Raw genomic sequence first — 17,575 nt, forward strand, 5'->3', positions numbered from 1 at the left:
ATCACCACAATGCAGGTCGTGCAGCGCAGCATTGAGTGCTTTTTTCTCCACCAGCAGCGACATCTTTGTTAATTGTTTTTGCAAATGCTTGTTCGAGATCTGCGATTAAATCTTCAACATCTTCAATACCAACAGAGATACGAATTAACGTATCGTTCACGCCCGCTTTAATTCGCGCTTCAGGCGCCATGCCGGCGTGTGTCATAGTAGCCGGGTGACAAATTAAGCTCTCTACGCCACCAAGTGATTCAGCGAGGCTGAACTGCTCTACACTCGTTAAAAATTTAGCCGTATCTTCAATTGTGCCTTTAATACTAAAGCTCACCATGCCACCAAAACCTTTTTGCTGTGCTTTTGCTAAGTCATGTTGTGGATGACTTTCAAGGCCTGGGTAATAAACTTTCTCTACATGCTCACAGGTCTCTAAGTAACGTGCGATGGCAAATGCGTTTTCTTGGTGCTGTTTAATGCGCACATTTAAAGTACGAATACCACGCAGCGTTAAATACGCATCAAATGGCGTACCTGTAATGCCAATATTATTTGCCCACCAAGCGAGCTCTTCGCCTAACTCAACAGTGCGTGTGATAACCACGCCACCAACAACATCTGAGTGGCCATTGATGTATTTTGTAGTTGAGTGGATCACAATATCTACGCCAAATGAAATTGGGTTTTGTAATGCTGGAGATAAAAACGTGTTGTCAGCTCCCACTAACGCCCCTACCGAGTGAGAAACTTCCACGACTTTGGCAATATCAGTTAAACGTAAAACTGGGTTACTTGGCGTTTCAATCCACACTAGCTTAGGTTTAATGGCTTTAATCTGCTCATAGCAAGACGCTTGTGTAAAGTCGACAACCGCTACCTTTAATAAACCGCGTTTTTCAAGGCTTGTGAATAAACGGTAACTGCCACCATAGCAATCATGAGGAATTAAAATGGTATCTTCTGGCGTTAAAATTTGTGTGCACAAGTGAACAGCAGCCATACCTGTTGCAGTTACAATCCCCTTTTCACCACCTTCTAGCTTAGCAAGCGTATCAGCCAAAATATCGCGATTAGGATTGCCACTACGGCCATAATCATAGTCACGCTTTTTATCAAAATCGGCGAACGAATAAGTCGTCGATAAATATAATGGTGGAACAACCGCACCATGGTGTTTATCTGCGGTAATGCCATTGCGAACAGCAAGGGTTGTTTGTTTGTTCTGCTTCATAACTCTGCCACTTAGATGTTTAGACGTCTAAAAGGTTAAACCACTAAACAGTGGAAGTCAAAACTTTTACACGTCTATATAGCCAAATAAATGATATTTGACTATATATTTTAAAACGATAAAATTTTGCCTCTTAATATGCAGGCTATCGTCAAAATTAAATCGTAACAGATATAGGCTAGTACACTTTATGGCAACTGAATGGAACGGTGAATATATTCACCCATATGCAGAACACGGTAAAAAATCAGAACAAGTGAAAAAAATTACCGTATCTATCCCACTTAACGTATTGAAAGTACTGACAGACGAGCGCACTCGTAGACAAGTAAATAACTTACGTCATGCAACTAATAGCGAACTACTGTGTGAAGCATTTTTGCATGCGTTTACAGGTCAGCCATTGCCTGACGATGAAGATCTAAGAAAAGATAACCCTGAGCATATTCCACAAAGGGTAAAAGAAATTCTTGCTGAACGCGGCTTACCGGTTCCAGAGCTTGAAGATGAATAAAAAAAACCTCAGCATTTGCTGAGGTTTTTTTTGCTTTTAACCCAGTTAAAGCATGTAGTTTTCTGGCATTTCGATTTGTGCAACACCCGACTCAACTGCTGCTTCTGCAACCGCACGCGCTACACGTGGAAGCAAACGCGGGTCCATAGGTTTAGGAATAATATAATCTTTACCAAATTCAAGATTTGATTCACCAGACGCAGACAATACCTCTTGCGGTACCGGCTCTTTAGCAATTTCGCGAATCGCATTTACCGCCGCAATTTTCATTTCGTCATTGATCGCTGTTGCGCGCACATCAAGCGCACCACGGAAAATAAATGGGAAGCATAATACGTTGTTAACTTGGTTAGGGTAATCTGAACGACCTGTAGCCATAATTAAATCATTGCGCGCAGCATTGGCTACTTCAGGCTTAATTTCAGGATCAGGGTTAGAACACGCAAATACCACAGGCTTATCTGCCATTAATTTTAGATCTTCAGGAGCCAATAAGTCAGGGCCAGAAACTCCCACAAATACGTCTGCTTCTTCAATAACATCTTGTAAGGTGCGCTTATCTGTATTATTCGCAAACAACATTTTGTATTCATTTAGGTCATCACGGCGCGTATGAATAACCCCTTTTCTATCAAGCATATAAATGTGCTCACGTTGTGCACCACATTTAATTAACAGCTCCATACATGCAATTGCTGCTGCACCTGCACCTAAACATACAATTAATGCATCTTTTAGCTTTTTACCTTGAATCTCTAGCGCATTCAACATGCCTGCCGCGGTTACAATTGCGGTACCGTGTTGGTCATCATGGAATACTGGCACACTACAACGTTCAATAAGCGCTTTTTCAATTTCAAAACACTCTGGCGCTTTAATATCTTCCAGGTTAATACCACCAAAAGTATCTGCAATATTTTCTACAGTATTAATAAAGTCTTCGGTAGTACGGTGCTTAACTTCAATATCAATTGAATCTAAACCAGCAAAACGCTTAAATAATAACGCCTTACCTTCCATAACAGGTTTTGATGCAAGCGGCCCTAAATTACCTAAACCTAAAATTGCAGTACCGTTTGAGATAACAGCGACCATATTACCCTTTGCAGTATATTTGTATGCATTGTTCGGATCTGCTGCGATCTCACGAACCGGTTCAGCAACACCAGGGCTATACGCTAATGCAAGATCATTAACTGTCTCTGCTGGTTTGGTTAATTCGATGCTGATTTTTCCAGGAACGGGTTCAGAATGGTATTGTAGCGCTTTTTCTCTTATGTCAGACATGCGTGCCTTATCCTACGATGTTAAAAGTGAGAGATACTGGTTTAATAGTACGGCATTTAGAGTAAATAGAAGTTAAATGCGGTTATATCTTAACCTAAGACCATAGTTGAATTTACAACAATAGGCTTGTGGATATTTTCTGCTAAATCATTACCAGATTGAAGTTAATTCAGATCCGACCAGATTCACAACCATCTATTTTTTACACTCGACAGCTACTATTTTGCCAACAGATAGTAAAAATAATGAATATTGAAGCTATCTATAATCCAGTATATAGCCATCTATTTAGAATAAAAAGACATAGAAAAACCATATCACATGACAAAAATTCATATTAAATTTTAGGCACAAAAAAAGCACCCTTAGGTGCTTTTTTGAAAGAACTAAAATAGCTCTTATTTTTTGCTTGAAAGCGCGCCAAAACGCTTGTTGAAGCGATCAACACGACCACCTGTATCAAGCACTTTTTGCTTACCAGTGTAGAACGGGTGACACTCTGAACAAACATCTAAGTGGATGTCTTTACAAAGAGTTGAACGCGTTTCGAATTTGTTACCACAAGAACAAGTAGCATTGATTGCTTCGTACTTAGGGTGGATACCTTCTTTCATAGTAAACCTCTAATTAGGCCGCATCGCTCTCCAAACCCGAAGTCTGGCACCATACGTTGTTAAACAAAAATATATAGGGCGCGAATTCTAGCCAACTAACATGCCAATAGCAAGATCTTTAACCATCTTCAGATAAATTTTGTTTAACACTAGCCGCAAACACAATGCCATGATTTAATTTCCACAAATACGCTCTAAAAATAAAAGTAGAATGACTACGCCTGTTGTTGCAGAAATAGCCTTAAATGTGCCGCTTTACCGTAACTTTGATTATCTCGTTGAACCTCAGTTTCAAACTAATATTGCCGTGGGTTGTCGTGTTGCAGTTCAGTTTGGTCGTCAGCAACTTGTCGGCATTGTTGTTGCGTTAAAATCAAATAGTGAATTTCTCGACAAATTAAAACCTATCTCACGTTTAATTGATAACAACGCGATTATTGATCGCCATATGATTAGCTTTATCGAATTTGCGAGTCATTATTATCAAAACCCGCTTGGTGAGTGCTACCAAGTTGCACTACCAACTCTGTTAAATAAAGGCGAAGCAATTGATAAGTCTGCGGTGCCTATCATTAAACTGGCCGATGAAAATGCATCAGTGAATGGTAAAAAACAGCGCCAACTAATCGAGCATTTAGTTGATTCGGGCAGTACGCCAGTTACCGAGTTAAGCGCACTCGGATTCAGTAGTGCGACCGTTAAATCACTGCTGGAAAAAGCAATTATTGAGAAAACGGTTGAATACAATCGTGATTGGCAATCAAAACCTCTCGCAATCGGCGATAAACCCAAACTTAAGCGTGAACAAGCCATTGCACTTGCAGCAATTAATCAAGCTACAGGCTATAGCTGTTATTTGCTTGAAGGTGTAACTGGCAGCGGTAAAACAGAAGTTTATCTGCAAGCTCTGGAAAAGCCATTGCAACAAGGTAAACAAGCATTAGTACTGGTACCCGAAATCGGCTTAACGCCACAAACCGTTAACCGCTTTCGTAGGCGTTTTCCTAATGTACCTATTATGCTTTGGCATTCAGCAATGACGGATAATGAACGTCTATCAACTTGGCGTGCAGCACAAACTCAAAGCGCTGCCATTGTAATTGGCACCCGCTCAAGTGTGTTTTTACCATTCGCCAAACTCGCGATGATTATTGTTGATGAAGAGCACGACTTATCATTTAAACAGCAAGATTCATTGCGCTACCACGCCCGTGATTTAGCTTGCTTTCGTGCTGCTAAACTAGCTATTCCACTCATTTTAGGCAGCGCAACGCCCTCACTAGAAAGCGTGCAAAATGCCATCAACAAAAAATACCAACTACTTACATTAACAGAGCGAGCGCAAACACAAAGCGATAATCAGTATGTGCTACTTGATATGCGAGGACAGCATCAGCAGTCTGGTCTTGCACTTGCAACGCTTGATTACATCAAAAAAGAGCTTACTAAAGGTAAGCAAGTTATGGTGTTTTTAAATCGTAGAGGTTTTTCACCCAGTCTTATTTGCCACGAGTGTGGCTGGTTAAGTCAATGCCAACGCTGTAGCGCCAATGCCACCTATCATAAACATATTCGCAATTTAATTTGCCATCATTGCGGCGCGCAAGAGCATGTTCCCACACAATGTCCAAGTTGCGGTAGTACGCAAATTATCCCCGCAGGACAAGGCACAGAACAAGTTGCTGAGTTTTTAGCGGAAAGCTTTCCCGACACCCCAATCACCCGAGTTGACCGCGATTCAACGCGTAAAAAAGGCAGTTTAGAAAGCGCACTGCACGACATAAACAAAGGCGAACCGCGCATTTTAATTGGCACGCAAATGCTTGCTAAAGGACATCATTTTAGTGAGGTATCGTTAGTCGTCATTATGGATGTAGATAGCGGACTCTACTCTTACGATTTTCGCGCTACAGAGCACCTAGCCCAATTAATTACCCAAGTTTCAGGTCGCGCAGGGCGTAGCGGTGAAGCCGGCACAGTATTGCTCCAAACGCATTTTCCAGAACACCCTCTATTACAAGACTTAATCAATAATGGCTACCAAGACTTCTCCCGTTATGCGTTGCGTGAACGTGAAGAAACCTTGCTACCACCCTACACGAGTCTTGCAATCATTCGTTGCGAATCGCACAAGCTAAACGACATCAATAATTTTTTATACGACCTTATTCCAGAACAACTGCCTTCTGGTATACAATTGCTCGGACCTGTTCCTGCAGCACTTGAGCGCATTGCAGGCAAATACCGCTACCAGCTCCATATTCTAGGTAATGAGCGCAAAAAATTGCACTTATACCTACATCAACTTGTTAGCTACATAAGTCAAAGTAAGCTAGCAACAAAGGTCCGCTGGAGTATCGATATCGACCCAGTTTCAATGGCATAAGAAAATAGTAAACAATGGCCCAAAGAGATTACGTAAATAAAAAACGTGCCCCTAAAAAAACAGCCCCAAACAAACGTCCTTTTCCTGTTGCTGCGTTAGTAGTCGCGGTTGTTTTAGTGTCGGCTGGTATTTATGGCTTGTACTTTATTACCACCAATAGTGATGTAAAAGCATCGCAGCAAAAAGTTGCCAAAGAACAAACAAAAGCACCTAAGCCTAAACCTAAAAAACCCGATTTCATTGAAGAAATTGAAAATGCTAACATTGAGGTTGAAGTTACAGAACAAGAGCAAAAAGGCCCCTACTATATGCAATGTGCATCACTGCGTAATCGTGATGATGCGGAAGCGTTAAAAGCACAAATTGCATTTAAAACCGGCCTCATTGCCGATGTAGACCGTACAGAAGGCAAAAATGGTGTATGGTATCGCGTAAAAATAGAACCGTTTGCCACCAAGCGCCTTGCCGAAAGTGCCAACAACCAGATTAAACGTGCGCGCATTTCTCGCTGTCGCATTTATTTAATGCCTAAGTAACACAACTAACACAAATTTAAGCTTGGTAGCTTTGTTTTGCTACCAAGTTCCCTCGCCAAGCCTTGAAATCCTTTGTTTACTCCCCATATCAATAACAATTGAAATTAACAGATTAAACCTAAGGTTTATTTATGACTACGATAGTTTCTGTGCGCCGCGAAGGCAAAGTAGTGATTGGCGGTGATGGCCAAGTTTCACTGGGCAACACAGTAATGAAAGGCAACGCAAAAAAAGTGCGTCGTCTTTATAACGGCAAAGTACTTGCCGGATTTGCGGGCGGTACAGCCGACGCTTTTACACTATTTGAACGTTTTGAAACCAAACTCGAAATGCATCAGGGCCACTTAACCAAAGCGGCTGTTGAAATGGCCAAAGATTGGCGAACCGACCGCGCATTAAGAAAACTCGAAGCGCTACTAGCCGTCGCAGATGAAACTGCATCACTGATTATCACAGGTAACGGCGATGTAGTGCAGCCTGAGCATGATCTAATCGCTATTGGCAGTGGCGGCAACTTCGCCCAGGCATCAGCAACTGCATTACTTGAAAACACCGACTTAAGTGCACGCGAAATTGTAGAAAAAAGCCTAAAAATTGCAGGCGATATCTGCGTTTTCACTAATAACTTCCAAACCATTGAAGAGCTGGGGTAATTAAATATGTCTGCAATGACACCAAGAGAAATTGTACATGAGTTAGACCAGCACATCATTGGTCAAAACAAAGCTAAAAAAGCCGTTGCGATTGCCCTTCGTAACCGCTGGCGTCGTATGCAACTTGACGAAGCGCTGCGCAGTGAAGTAACGCCAAAGAATATTTTAATGATTGGCCCAACGGGTGTAGGTAAAACTGAAATTGCACGCCGTTTAGCAAAACTAGCTAACGCGCCATTTATTAAAGTTGAAGCAACGAAATTCACTGAAGTAGGTTACGTTGGTAAAGAAGTTGAAACCATTATTCGCGATCTTGCTGATATTTCAGTGAAGATGACACGTGAACAACAAACCGAAAAGTATAAGTTCAGAGCTGAAGAAGCCGCGGAAGAGCGCATTTTAGATGCCTTATTGCCACCAGCAAAAGATGCATGGGGCCAAGCGCAAGATTCTGAAAATAACGCAACACGTCAAGCATTTCGCAAGAAATTGCGCGAAGGTCAATTAGACGATAAAGAAATCGAAATTGATGTTTCTCAAGCGCCTGTTGGCGTTGAAATTATGGCACCTCCAGGCATGGAAGAGATGACTAATCAGCTACAAAGCATGTTCCAGAACATGGGTGGCGATAAAAAGTCTAAGCGTAAACTAAAAATTAAGGACGCGTTTAAGCTACTTACTGAAGAAGAAGCTGCAAAGCTAGTAAACCCTGAAGAGCTAAAAGAGCAAGCGATCAACGCTGTTGAGCAAAATGGTATTGTGTTTATTGATGAAATTGACAAAATCTGTAAGCGCGGTGAATCATCAGGTCCAGATGTAAGCCGTGAAGGTGTACAGCGCGACTTACTGCCACTTGTGGAAGGCTCAACGGTAAATACTAAACACGGTATGGTAAAAACTGACCATATTCTGTTTATTGCATCAGGTGCATTCCAAATGGCAAAACCGTCGGATTTGATTCCTGAGCTACAAGGCCGTTTACCAATTCGTGTAGAACTAGAAGCACTTACCTCATCTGATTTCGAGCGAATTTTAACTGAACCGCACGCATCGCTTACAGAGCAATATCAAGCGCTAATGGGCACTGAAGGTGTTAACGTAGAGTTCCGTGACGACTCAATCACTAAGATTGCGGAAGCTGCGTGGCAAGTAAACGAAAAAACCGAAAACATCGGTGCACGTCGATTACACACCGTAATGGAACGACTAATGGAAGAAATTTCATATGATGCGAGCGAAAAATCAGGTGAAAGCCTGATTGTAGATGCAGCCTACGTTGAGCGTTTCTTAGGTGAATTAGTTAAAGATGAAGATTTAAGTCGTTTTATCTTATAATTTGACTCGTCTTTTATAACAATAGAAAAGGCGCTCATTGGCGCCTTTTTATTTGGGTATTTTATGTTAGTTTCTAAATTGCATTATCACCGTGCTTCAAACTTGCTCGATGTGTATTTTGACGGGCAAACTCAGCACACATTTACACCCGAATTTTTACGTGTTAATTCGCCTTCTGCAGAGGTGCAAGGTCATGGCAAACCGATTTTAGTAACCAACAAAAAAGACGTTACCATACAAGCGATAGAGCAAGTCGGTCACTATGCTGTACGCATTACTTTTAACGATGGTCATAATACCGGGCTTTATAGTTGGGATTATTTGTTTCACTTAGCTCAAAATCATGATGCGCTATGGCAAACATACTTAGCCAACTTAAAACAAGGCAAAGCGTCTCGCGACGCCTTGATCCCAATTAAGATTACACATTAAATTTTTCAATTGCTCTGTGCAGTACTTCAGCCTGAGTCGACACTTCTTCACTGGTTTGTGCATTCGTTTCTGAATGCGCTGCCGCTTGCTCCGCAATATCACGAATTTTAATAACGTTTTTATTAACTTCAGACGCAACCTGATTTTGCTCATCTATTGCCGTGGCAATTTGCGTGCTCATATCCATAATCGTTTGTACATCTTCACTAATCGAATAGAGCAAGGTGCCCGCTTGTACTGCTTGCTCTGAACTTGAACTCCCCTGCGTTTTACAGCGCTCCATTACACTTACAACCTCTTGCGTACGCTGTTGTAATGTAGAGATAATACTCTCGATTTCTTGTGTTGAATCTTGCGTTCTTTGTGCCAATGAGCGTACTTCATCTGCAACTACCGCAAAGCCGCGCCCTTGCTCACCTGCACGCGCCGCCTCTATTGCCGCATTAAGTGCAAGTAAGTTAGTTTGTTCAGCGATACCACGAATAACATCAAGCACAGAGCCAATTGTTACGGCATCTTGCTCAAGTTGAGTTACAACATCAGACGCATGAGTAAGTGAATTAGTCAATTCAGAGATACGCGCTACTGTAGAATCAACTTCTTGCTTACCTTGCATTGCGCTTTCGTTAGTCGACTCTGCTTTTTTAGCAGCCGCCTCAGTATTGTGTGAAATATCTTGAATTGTTGCCTGCATCTCAGTCGCGGCTGTGGCTACCATGTCCGCTTCATGCAGTTGCTCACGCATACCTTCACTGGTTTCAGCTGTGGTATTAGCAAGGTTTTCTGTTGCCGAATTTAAAATACCAAGCGCTTGCTTAACCTCAAAAATAAGGTTTTTAAAGTCATTAATAAAGGAGTCAAAATCACCAGTCATACGTGCAATTTCGTCTTGACCAGCACTTTGCAAACTGCGCGTTAAATCATTTGTACTGCGGATAGTATGAATTACTTCGCAAACCTTATTTACAGGTAAAATAATTGAGCGACTAGTCATATAAACCAACGTCATTACAACAATCGTTGACAATACAAAAATAATAATCGCCACAGTTGAGGTGAAGTCTGCGCTTTGCTCAATGGCCGCTTTTGTTTCAGCTGTCATTCGATCAACCAAGACATCACTTTTCGCGACACTAGCTGCCATTTTCCCCAAAGCTCCTGACTCTAAGTCAAGCCCTAGTGCTTCCTGTGCTGAGACTAACGCTGAGAATTCCCGTTGGTAAGTTTCGAGTAATGTTAGTAATTCAGAGCGGTAACTCGAATCGAAATCAGCCTGCTGAATATTACTTTTAAAAGCGTTTATATTGTTGTTAAAGCGGGTTAAATATTTTTTGTCGAGGCGCAACATAAAGTCTTTCTCGTTGCGGCGTAACTGCAACATATCGGCGAGTAACTGATAGTTATTTTGCTGCTTTAATAAAGTTTCAACTTGATGAACTGCAGCCCTTAAATTACCGTAGGCTGCATCTTTCGGGTGCAAACCAATACGTCGTTGTAGTGCCACCACCTCGTTAAAGTCGGCATTGTATTGGTCAATTATGCCGTTCAATTCAGCTAGCGTTTTGGTTGATATATCAAGCTCTTGTAATAGTGAATGTAAGTTACTTGATTTGTTTTTCAGTAACTTAAACTCATTATCGAACTGCTCTAACGATTCAACGTTTTTATAAAATAAAAAATTCTTTTCATGTTTACGTAAAACACCTTCATGAATCGCCAGTTCTTCTGTTAACTGAATCGCTGTATTCAGCTTAAGCATCACTGATGCTTCATAAAGAATCACCAGCAGCAATATAAACATTGCTGCACCCACAAAAAAAGCATTTAACTGTAGCCGAGCTTTGATTGTTAAGCGTTGTAGCAGCTCCATATAAACCTCTGTTTCATATAATTTTTAGAAAGCTTATAAAAGTATAGATGCTATATAAAATTGTGCTAAAAGTAGATTAGCTTGCAAACGCTGGCAGCTGAATATTTTGCCACAAGTTATCTGATAGCCCTTTTACATCACTTGCCCCTGCTGCTATCCAGTCGGTTAACGGACTAGGATCGCTTGGAAAATTAATCGCCTGTTTGTTGTTAACCGAAAGCCAATCATCCACTACATCGGCATTTAAGCAAGACATACTAGTAGCGAGCCCAGCATTGACTAAGGTAAATGCATTTGACGCTTGTTCAAATTGGCCATCGAGCGGTTTTAGCAGTAACTTTTTACCGTAGCGCAGCGCTTCGCTTGATAACTCAAAGCCCGCGTTACCTATCGTGCCAGAGGCAGAGACCAAATCATTTAGAAAACCAACCCGGCATGGTGAGCGCAAATGAATGTGATGATTAATGCTTTTGTTGTTTAATTGCGGGTGATAGCAGTAAAACTCATATTCAGGAAAATGCTGTAATAACGCAATGATCTTCTTAGGGTCCTCAAAAGGTAAATAAACTAAGATCTTATTTTCAATAAAGTTGTCTTTTTGCCAGCTTTTAACTGGCTCAATAAATGGCGGAATAATATTTTGATGATACGGAAACCAGTGAACGCCCAAGTAACAATCTGCAGGTGCAAACAACTTTAAACCCAAACGCGTTAACAAGGTCGCCCCTTGCGACGGTACTCTGTTTGATAAAAAAGAAGCTTGGTGACTAATGCCAATGCAAGGTACTTTAGCAAGTTTTGCTGCCCATGCTGAAATGGGCTCAAAATCGTTAATAACTAAGTCATAGCCCGATAAATCAAATTTTTTAACATCGTGTATAAATTGCCCAACGCGAATGTTTTTAAGGGTTTTTAGTTTATTTACACAGCCGTTTTCGATGGCAAAAGTGAAACCTTCTCGTATTTGGTAGTCATTAAAGTCAGACATGTCAAAATACTTATTTGCTGGTCGGCCGCTAAAAAAGTAATCCACTTTAATACTGCTTTTTGCGAATGACTTTGCCATTGCCCGAGCACGTGTAATATGCCCATTACCAGTGCCTTGAATTCCATATAAAATTTTCATAATGAAGCTCCGAAAATACCTACAAACGCAAACCCTGTACCCAGTATAGCGCCTACGATAATGTCGCATGGATAGTGCACACCAAGCATTACGCGTGACAATGAAATGGCAACTGCCAACAACAATACGTAACTAAATTCAGGAAAATACCAAGCAATAACGCAGGCAAACAGCCATGCAGCGGAGCTATGTCCTGAGGGCAAACTAAAGCGATCACTTGGCACTACAAAGCCTTCGACAATTGACTGGCTAGGTCTTTCACGCTTTAAGGTATTTTTCAAAAAGAAGTAAACAGGCCGCTCTACTGAAAATCCTAAAGCCAAAGCAAATAAAGCTAAATTGCTGGTTTCAGTATCAATCAAATAGCATGCTGCTCCAACAAGTAAATACAAAAAGCCATCTCCCAATTTTGACACCGCTTTTATGACGTATAACCTGCGTTTAGACGCTTGGTGATTAAACAATTTAAAAAATGCTTTTCGGTCTAACTGTGAAATGGTTTGCATAGCAATTCTCGATTGCAAGGAGTTAGTTTGACTTTAGATTCACTACGTAACAATCAGGTGACAGTTTCACGTAATTAAGATGGAAGTTTGATGACCTATTTATGACAGCCAATAACAGAGGTTATTTGTCGGAAGTTATATTCAGTTTAATTCATTGCGGGCCATTTATAGAAACCTAAACATCAATAACTTAAACACACTGACTACAACCCACAATAAAACCTAACGAGCATAGATAAATCATTTACAAAACCATACGAGATCAATTGTATTAATCATGCTGCAGGGTATACTGAGAAAACTATTTAAGCCCTTGGAGCTAATATGGAAATCAATACATCAGACCTGTGTGATCAGTTTGCTGATAGCATCGACGTACTAGAACCTTTGTTTGTTAATTTTGCTGGCGCAACTGCTTTTGCTGGTCAAATTACCACAATAAAATGTTTTGAGAACAATCAACTTATCCGAGAGACTTTGTCACAGGATGGTTCAGGCAAAGTACTGTTAATCGATGGAGGCGGCTCTACGCGCCGCGCATTAATTGATATTGAACTTGCTGAACTTGCACTTGATAACAACTGGGAAGGATTGGTTGTTTACGGCAGTGTTCGCCATGTTAGCGACCTTGAAGAGCTTGATATTGGTATTCAAGCAGTAGCATCTATTCCAGTAGCGGCAGACAGCGAAGGTTATGGTGAGTTAGGTGCTCCGGTTAATTTTGCAGGTGTGTCTTTCTTTGAAGGAGATTACATCTATGCCGATAGCACGGGCATCATTCTTTCTGCTGAAGAGTTGTCGATTGATTTAGACGAAGATGAATAAGCTAAAGATATATACCGAGCAAAGCATTGCTGATTTATGTCAAGCGCGCGCTGGTGAGCTGCGCGTTTGGCAAAGTATTTCGTTTATTAATCAGCAACAGTCAATTGAAAATGCACTCGCCGATGCATCTGCCTATGGTATTAAGTACGTTCTGGTTGGTATTCCGGAAGATATCGGTCCTCGCGCCAATTTAGGTAATGGTGGTGCCGAACTTGGCTGGCAGGCCTTCCTGAGCAAGTTTTTAAACTTGCAAGCAAACCAATTTATTGCCAGCAATAAAGTATTGTTACTTGGTGAAGTCGATTGTGCCGATATTATGAAACGCGGCCAAGGGCTAAGTAACAAAGTACCAGCCGAGCTCGATACACTGCGCACACTGTGCGGTGAAATTGATGATATCGCCAGTCCAATATTACAAATGATTTTTGATGCGGGATTAGAGCCAATCGTGATAGGTGGCGGACATAATAATTGCTACCCTATTATCAAGGCACTAAGTGAAAGTACGCAACAAACCTGTTGCGCCATAAACTTAGACCCTCATGCTGACTTTCGAGCCACTGAAGGCAGACATAGTGGCAACGGCTTTAGTTATGCACATCAACAAAACTACTTACGTGACTATCACGTAATTGCTATGCATGAGTTAAAGAACAACCAAGCCATCATTGACCGTATGCATGATGCAGGGTTTTCTTACGATTCTTATCAAGCGATTAAGGTAAGACAAGAGCTTAGCCTGAACGAGGCAAATAAGGCCGCACTTGCACGGATGCAAGGCTATCAATTACCTATGGGGATTGAGGTCGATGTTGATAGCATCTCTTATATGCCTGTCAGTGCCTTTACCAACTGCGGTTTGGCAGTGTATGAAGCTGAGCAATTTGTTTATCAATTAGCACTAAACCCATACACACGCTACTTGCACCTTTGTGAGGCTGCACCAAGCGAGCATGCTAATGGTGTAAACCAAGGTATGAATGAGGCCGGACAAATCTTAGCTGCACTTGTTGCCAGCTATTTAAGTGGTCGCGAAGCTTAACTAGCTTACAATACTGATTTACAAATAAAATGAGCGCCTAATAAGGGCGCTCACCGTTAGCAAGACGTTTTTGCCACTGCTTTAACCATCCCAACAAGCCTACATTCGGTAATGGTCTTGAGAATAAATAACCTTGCGCCGCATGACACTTCATACTATTGATATAGGTATATTGAGTTTCAGATTCGATACCCTCACACACTACCTTAATACCTAAGCTATTACTCATATCAATAATGCCGCTTAACAAACTGCGCGTATTTACATTTTCAGTTAGCTCTTTAACGATTGAACCATCAACTTTGACATAATTTAACGCAAGACGAGGCAATCTAGATAATTGCAATGGCTCAATACCTAAGTCGTCTAAACACACTGCAATGTTATTTTCTTTAAGGCGTCGTAAAATCGATTCACCAAAATCAGGCAACCCCATAAACACATTCACTGGCGCTTCGATAATAATATCGCCTTCGGTTAACCTGTGCTCTACTAGCACACCAGCAAGGTGATCAATAAACTCATCTTGCAGCAGTTCTTTACCAAATAAATTAACGCTTATCGGTACATTAATCTCTTCAAGCTTAATTGCTAACGCCAATTCAGCCGCTTTCTCTGACACCCAACGTGCAACCGGTAATGTTAATCCCGCGGCACTAATTTCATCAATAAAGTGTTTTGCCTCTAGAGTACCAAATTTTGGATGATGCCAACGCAACAGCAACTCGATAAACAAAATTTGATTTGTTTCGATATCAATAACCGGGTGAAAATAAAGCTGAAAATCTTTATCAAAATCAAGTACTGATAAATCAGATAGTAGCTGTCTACGTTTGTCTGCTCGCTCTGCAATCTCTTTGTGGAAGGTAATTAACCAATCTATTTCTGACGTGAACTCGATTGCTAAATGCGCTTGCGCAAGCAGCTGCTGTGCTGTTAATTGTTTTTTGTCTTCTACAATCGCAGCTCGTAAAGAGAGCTCAGAATCGATGTTGTCAACTTGTGTAGGTTTGTGCACTACATCGTATATTCGGTGGATTAAACGCTGATGAATATGCGCTTCATTACTGGTATCAACGGCAAAGGCAAAATCAACCCCACCTAAATAACAAAGTTGCACGTCTTCATTAAATAATGATAACGACAGTACATCACCGGTATTTAATTCATCATTAATTTTTTTGCCGAGCTTAGCAATTAATAAATCGCCAAAGTCATGGCCCACCATACGATTAATTTGACCCAACCCCTCAAGCTTAATTAAAACCAAAACACGGTTGAGCGACTGTGCTTGCCAATTGTCATAGCCATTTAGAAATAAGCTGCGCTCAAGTAGCAACTGTTTGTCGTTATGCGCTTCATTGGTGTGCAATTGCGAAGACAGGGCTATTCTAAGGCGCTTTTCACGTCTAAAGTAGGTATCAAGGTTGGCAAAAATATAGTGAAATACAACTGCAACAGGTGGCCAAGCGCCACTTAAGTAATCTGTAAAGAAAGCGACTGAAAGGCCAAGGAATAGCAATAAACTAACAACGTTTAGCCATAACGCCATACGCTGTGCTTTTTTTTGCTGCGAAAAATAGCATTCAGCTAGCAAAATCAAGGCGCAAATAATAATAGCAACAAGGTTATGCGTTGAAAGAAATGCCAGCGTTGCCACGCCAAGCAAAATATCCAACACACGATTCACTGCATTGCCAGCTTGCAAAATCGCTAACAACCAGCTCACAAGCACCATCCCAGCCACTAAACTAGGAAATGTAAACATGCTCGTTTCTGTTGCTGCAAACAGTGAAAACGAACTAAGCGTTAAACCGCCCACTGCTATTACTTTTTTCATACGCCTCTCACAGGAAGTAGCTCCCTACTTTAATTGCTGACCATCTTTCCATAGTCCCTTCAAAGGGTTGACGCCATATTGATACGATAACTGAGCCGGAGAATCAATATCCCAGAGCACAAAATCAGCGTTTAGTCCTACTTTAATTACGCCTCGGTCCGTTAACCCCAGCGCGCGAGCTGCATTCACCGTAACACCTGCAAGTGATTCAGCAGGAGTCAATCTAAACAGTGTACATGCCATGTTAAGCATTAATTGCACCGAGCAAATAGGTGACGTACCAGGGTTGAAATCGGTTGCAATTGCCATAGCTACTTTATGTTTACGCAGCAGCTCAATTGGCGGTAATTGTGTCTCACGTAAAAAGTAAAAAGCACCTGGTAGCAGCACTGCGACTGTATTAGCTTGCGCCATTGCCACAACACCCGATTCATCAAGAAACTCAATATGATCCGCCGATAACCCGTTATACTCTGCAACCAATTGAGCACCTTTCAAATTTGATAGCTGTTCAGCATGAAGTTTTACAGGAAGATTAAGCTTTTTCGCTGCATCAAATACACGGCGAGTTTGTTCGTTTGAAAAACCAACCCCCTCACAAAACGCATCTACAGCATCGGCTAAGTTAAGCTCAGCCACTTTTGGCATCATTTCATCACATACTAACGTAATGTAATCATCAGCTTTGTCTTTATATTCTGGCGGTAATGCGTGCGCACCAAGAAACGTTTTTTGCACATCAATTGGGTGATGTTGATTTAGTTGCTCTGCGACCTCGAGCATTTTAATTTCACTGTCTAGATCTAAACCGTAGCCTGACTTAATTTCAACTGTAGTAACACCTTCATTCAACAATGCATTTAAACGATCTTTTGCGCTAACAAATAGCGCTTCATGATCAGCCTCTCGTGTCGCTTTTACTGTTGAGATAATGCCACCGCCTTGCGCTGCAATATCTTGATAGCTCGCACCGTTTAAACGCATTTCAAATTCGTTAGCACGATTACCAGCACATACAATATGAGTATGACAATCAATCAAGCTTGGCGTAATCCATTTACCATGACCATTTACTACAGGGGTTTGCAAACTATCAAACTCAGGAAAATCCGTTGCATTTCCACACCAAGCAATTTTGTCTCCTTTAATACCCAAAGCAGCATTTAGCACCGTGCCATAAGTATCGTCTATTGCACTATCCATGGTTGCTATATGAACATTGGTGATCACTAAATCAAAACTCTGCTTCGCTGCCGCATTTACATCATTGGCTGTCATAACTAACTCAAATTACATCTATTCATAAAAATGAAAGTCTACCAAGAAGACTTGTATATACAATACAATTATGCCATCTTCATTGTATCTTTTATCAACTATAGCTTGA

At 41.2% G+C, this 17,575-nt stretch carries 16 protein-coding genes; 8 read left to right on the forward strand and 8 right to left on the reverse strand.

The window, feature by feature from the left end:
* Position 1 precedes the first annotated feature (1 nt).
* Positions 2-1,222, reverse strand: a complete 1,221-nt coding sequence (gene metB / locus ACXAFE_RS12445; protein ID WP_475153084.1) for a cystathionine gamma-synthase — start codon at positions 1,220-1,222, stop codon at positions 2-4.
* Positions 1,223-1,412: 190 nt separating this feature from the next.
* Here metB and metJ point away from each other — a divergent pair, with 190 nt between their 5' ends.
* On the forward strand, positions 1,413-1,736 hold the full coding sequence (gene metJ / locus ACXAFE_RS12450) for a met regulon transcriptional regulator MetJ (protein ID WP_010562146.1): 324 nt from the start codon (positions 1,413-1,415) through the stop codon (positions 1,734-1,736).
* A gap of 45 nt (positions 1,737-1,781) precedes the next feature.
* Here metJ and ACXAFE_RS12455 read toward each other — a convergent pair whose 3' ends face one another.
* Together ACXAFE_RS12455 and rpmE are read right to left on the reverse strand one after the other, a co-directional pair.
* Entirely contained in the window at positions 1,782-3,023 is a 1,242-nt protein-coding gene (locus ACXAFE_RS12455; protein ID WP_054981139.1) for a malic enzyme-like NAD(P)-binding protein, read from the reverse strand.
* Positions 3,024-3,421: 398 nt separating this feature from the next.
* Positions 3,422-3,637: a 50S ribosomal protein L31 gene (gene rpmE, locus ACXAFE_RS12460; protein ID WP_010562148.1), complete on the reverse strand. Its 216-nt coding sequence runs from the start codon at positions 3,635-3,637 to the stop codon at positions 3,422-3,424.
* A gap of 211 nt (positions 3,638-3,848) precedes the next feature.
* Between rpmE and priA the strand changes: the two genes are divergently transcribed.
* The 5 genes from priA (at position 3,849) to ACXAFE_RS12485 (ending at position 8,979) form a co-directional block, all read left to right on the forward strand.
* A complete protein-coding gene (priA, locus tag ACXAFE_RS12465) occupies positions 3,849-6,023 on the forward strand; it encodes a primosomal protein N' (protein ID WP_475153092.1) in 2,175 nt (724 codons plus the stop codon).
* Positions 6,024-6,037: 14 nt separating this feature from the next.
* The gene (locus tag ACXAFE_RS12470; protein ID WP_475153094.1) at positions 6,038-6,559 is read left to right on the forward strand and encodes an SPOR domain-containing protein; all 522 of its coding nucleotides are present in this window, start codon (positions 6,038-6,040) and stop codon (positions 6,557-6,559) included.
* A 131-nt stretch (positions 6,560-6,690) separates the two neighbouring features.
* Positions 6,691-7,212: an ATP-dependent protease subunit HslV gene (gene hslV, locus ACXAFE_RS12475; RefSeq protein ID WP_010562151.1), complete on the forward strand. Its 522-nt coding sequence runs from the start codon at positions 6,691-6,693 to the stop codon at positions 7,210-7,212.
* A gap of 6 nt (positions 7,213-7,218) precedes the next feature.
* On the forward strand, positions 7,219-8,547 hold the full coding sequence (gene hslU / locus ACXAFE_RS12480) for an HslU--HslV peptidase ATPase subunit (RefSeq protein ID WP_475153096.1): 1,329 nt from the start codon (positions 7,219-7,221) through the stop codon (positions 8,545-8,547).
* A gap of 63 nt (positions 8,548-8,610) precedes the next feature.
* On the forward strand, positions 8,611-8,979 hold the full coding sequence (locus ACXAFE_RS12485) for a gamma-butyrobetaine hydroxylase family protein (RefSeq protein WP_475153098.1): 369 nt from the start codon (positions 8,611-8,613) through the stop codon (positions 8,977-8,979).
* On the opposite strand, the gene ACXAFE_RS12490 is transcribed toward ACXAFE_RS12485, so the two are convergent.
* The 3 genes from ACXAFE_RS12490 to ACXAFE_RS12500 form a co-directional block, all read right to left on the reverse strand.
* A complete protein-coding gene (locus ACXAFE_RS12490) occupies positions 8,969-10,849 on the reverse strand; it encodes a methyl-accepting chemotaxis protein (protein WP_475153100.1) in 1,881 nt (626 codons plus the stop codon). The two genes, ACXAFE_RS12485 and ACXAFE_RS12490, sit on opposite strands and share 11 nt — an antisense overlap.
* A 76-nt stretch (positions 10,850-10,925) precedes the next feature.
* On the reverse strand, positions 10,926-11,975 hold the full coding sequence (locus ACXAFE_RS12495) for an MJ1255/VC2487 family glycosyltransferase (protein ID WP_475153102.1): 1,050 nt from the start codon (positions 11,973-11,975) through the stop codon (positions 10,926-10,928).
* Positions 11,972-12,481, reverse strand: coding sequence for a phosphatase PAP2 family protein (locus ACXAFE_RS12500; RefSeq protein ID WP_475153104.1), 510 nt, complete (start codon positions 12,479-12,481; stop codon positions 11,972-11,974). Before ACXAFE_RS12500 ends, ACXAFE_RS12495 begins: the two co-directional genes overlap by 4 nt.
* A gap of 324 nt (positions 12,482-12,805) precedes the next feature.
* On the opposite strand from ACXAFE_RS12500, the gene rraA reads away from it, so the two are divergent.
* Together rraA and ACXAFE_RS12510 are read left to right on the forward strand one after the other, a co-directional pair.
* Complete coding sequence (rraA, locus tag ACXAFE_RS12505) at positions 12,806-13,306, forward strand: ribonuclease E activity regulator RraA (RefSeq protein ID WP_010562157.1); 501 nt, start codon at positions 12,806-12,808, stop codon at positions 13,304-13,306.
* Positions 13,299-14,348, forward strand: a complete 1,050-nt coding sequence (locus ACXAFE_RS12510; RefSeq protein ID WP_475153107.1) for a formimidoylglutamase — start codon at positions 13,299-13,301, stop codon at positions 14,346-14,348. Before rraA ends, ACXAFE_RS12510 begins: the two co-directional genes overlap by 8 nt.
* A gap of 37 nt (positions 14,349-14,385) precedes the next feature.
* Here the strand turns inward: ACXAFE_RS12510 and ACXAFE_RS12515 are convergent, their stop codons facing one another.
* Both ACXAFE_RS12515 and hutI read right to left on the reverse strand, forming a co-directional pair.
* The gene (locus tag ACXAFE_RS12515; RefSeq protein ID WP_475153110.1) at positions 14,386-16,188 is read right to left on the reverse strand and encodes an EAL domain-containing protein; all 1,803 of its coding nucleotides are present in this window, start codon (positions 16,186-16,188) and stop codon (positions 14,386-14,388) included.
* A gap of 24 nt (positions 16,189-16,212) precedes the next feature.
* Entirely contained in the window at positions 16,213-17,466 is a 1,254-nt protein-coding gene (hutI, locus tag ACXAFE_RS12520) for an imidazolonepropionase (protein ID WP_475153112.1), read from the reverse strand.
* Positions 17,467-17,575: the final 109 nt, after the last annotated feature.

The organism is Pseudoalteromonas sp. ABV4_021 (genome assembly GCF_056159365.1).

Coding starts and splice junctions, on each gene's coding strand:
- metB (WP_475153084.1), bottom strand. CDS start 1,222: ATGAAGCAGAACAAACAAACAACCCTTGCTGTTCGCAATGGCATTACC.
- ACXAFE_RS12455 (WP_054981139.1), bottom strand. CDS start 3,023: ATGTCTGACATAAGAGAAAAAGCGCTACAATACCATTCTGAACCCGTT.
- ACXAFE_RS12470 (WP_475153094.1), top strand. CDS start 6,038: ATGGCCCAAAGAGATTACGTAAATAAAAAACGTGCCCCTAAAAAAACA.
- ACXAFE_RS12500 (WP_475153104.1), bottom strand. CDS start 12,481: ATGCAAACCATTTCACAGTTAGACCGAAAAGCATTTTTTAAATTGTTT.
- ACXAFE_RS12495 (WP_475153102.1), bottom strand. CDS start 11,975: ATGAAAATTTTATATGGAATTCAAGGCACTGGTAATGGGCATATTACA.
- hslU (WP_475153096.1), top strand. CDS start 7,219: ATGTCTGCAATGACACCAAGAGAAATTGTACATGAGTTAGACCAGCAC.
- rpmE (WP_010562148.1), bottom strand. CDS start 3,637: ATGAAAGAAGGTATCCACCCTAAGTACGAAGCAATCAATGCTACTTGT.
- ACXAFE_RS12485 (WP_475153098.1), top strand. CDS start 8,611: ATGTTAGTTTCTAAATTGCATTATCACCGTGCTTCAAACTTGCTCGAT.
- ACXAFE_RS12490 (WP_475153100.1), bottom strand. CDS start 10,849: ATGGAGCTGCTACAACGCTTAACAATCAAAGCTCGGCTACAGTTAAAT.
- priA (WP_475153092.1), top strand. CDS start 3,849: ATGACTACGCCTGTTGTTGCAGAAATAGCCTTAAATGTGCCGCTTTAC.
- hutI (WP_475153112.1), bottom strand. CDS start 17,466: ATGACAGCCAATGATGTAAATGCGGCAGCGAAGCAGAGTTTTGATTTA.
- rraA (WP_010562157.1), top strand. CDS start 12,806: ATGGAAATCAATACATCAGACCTGTGTGATCAGTTTGCTGATAGCATC.
- metJ (WP_010562146.1), top strand. CDS start 1,413: ATGGCAACTGAATGGAACGGTGAATATATTCACCCATATGCAGAACAC.
- ACXAFE_RS12515 (WP_475153110.1), bottom strand. CDS start 16,188: ATGAAAAAAGTAATAGCAGTGGGCGGTTTAACGCTTAGTTCGTTTTCA.
- ACXAFE_RS12510 (WP_475153107.1), top strand. CDS start 13,299: ATGAATAAGCTAAAGATATATACCGAGCAAAGCATTGCTGATTTATGT.
- hslV (WP_010562151.1), top strand. CDS start 6,691: ATGACTACGATAGTTTCTGTGCGCCGCGAAGGCAAAGTAGTGATTGGC.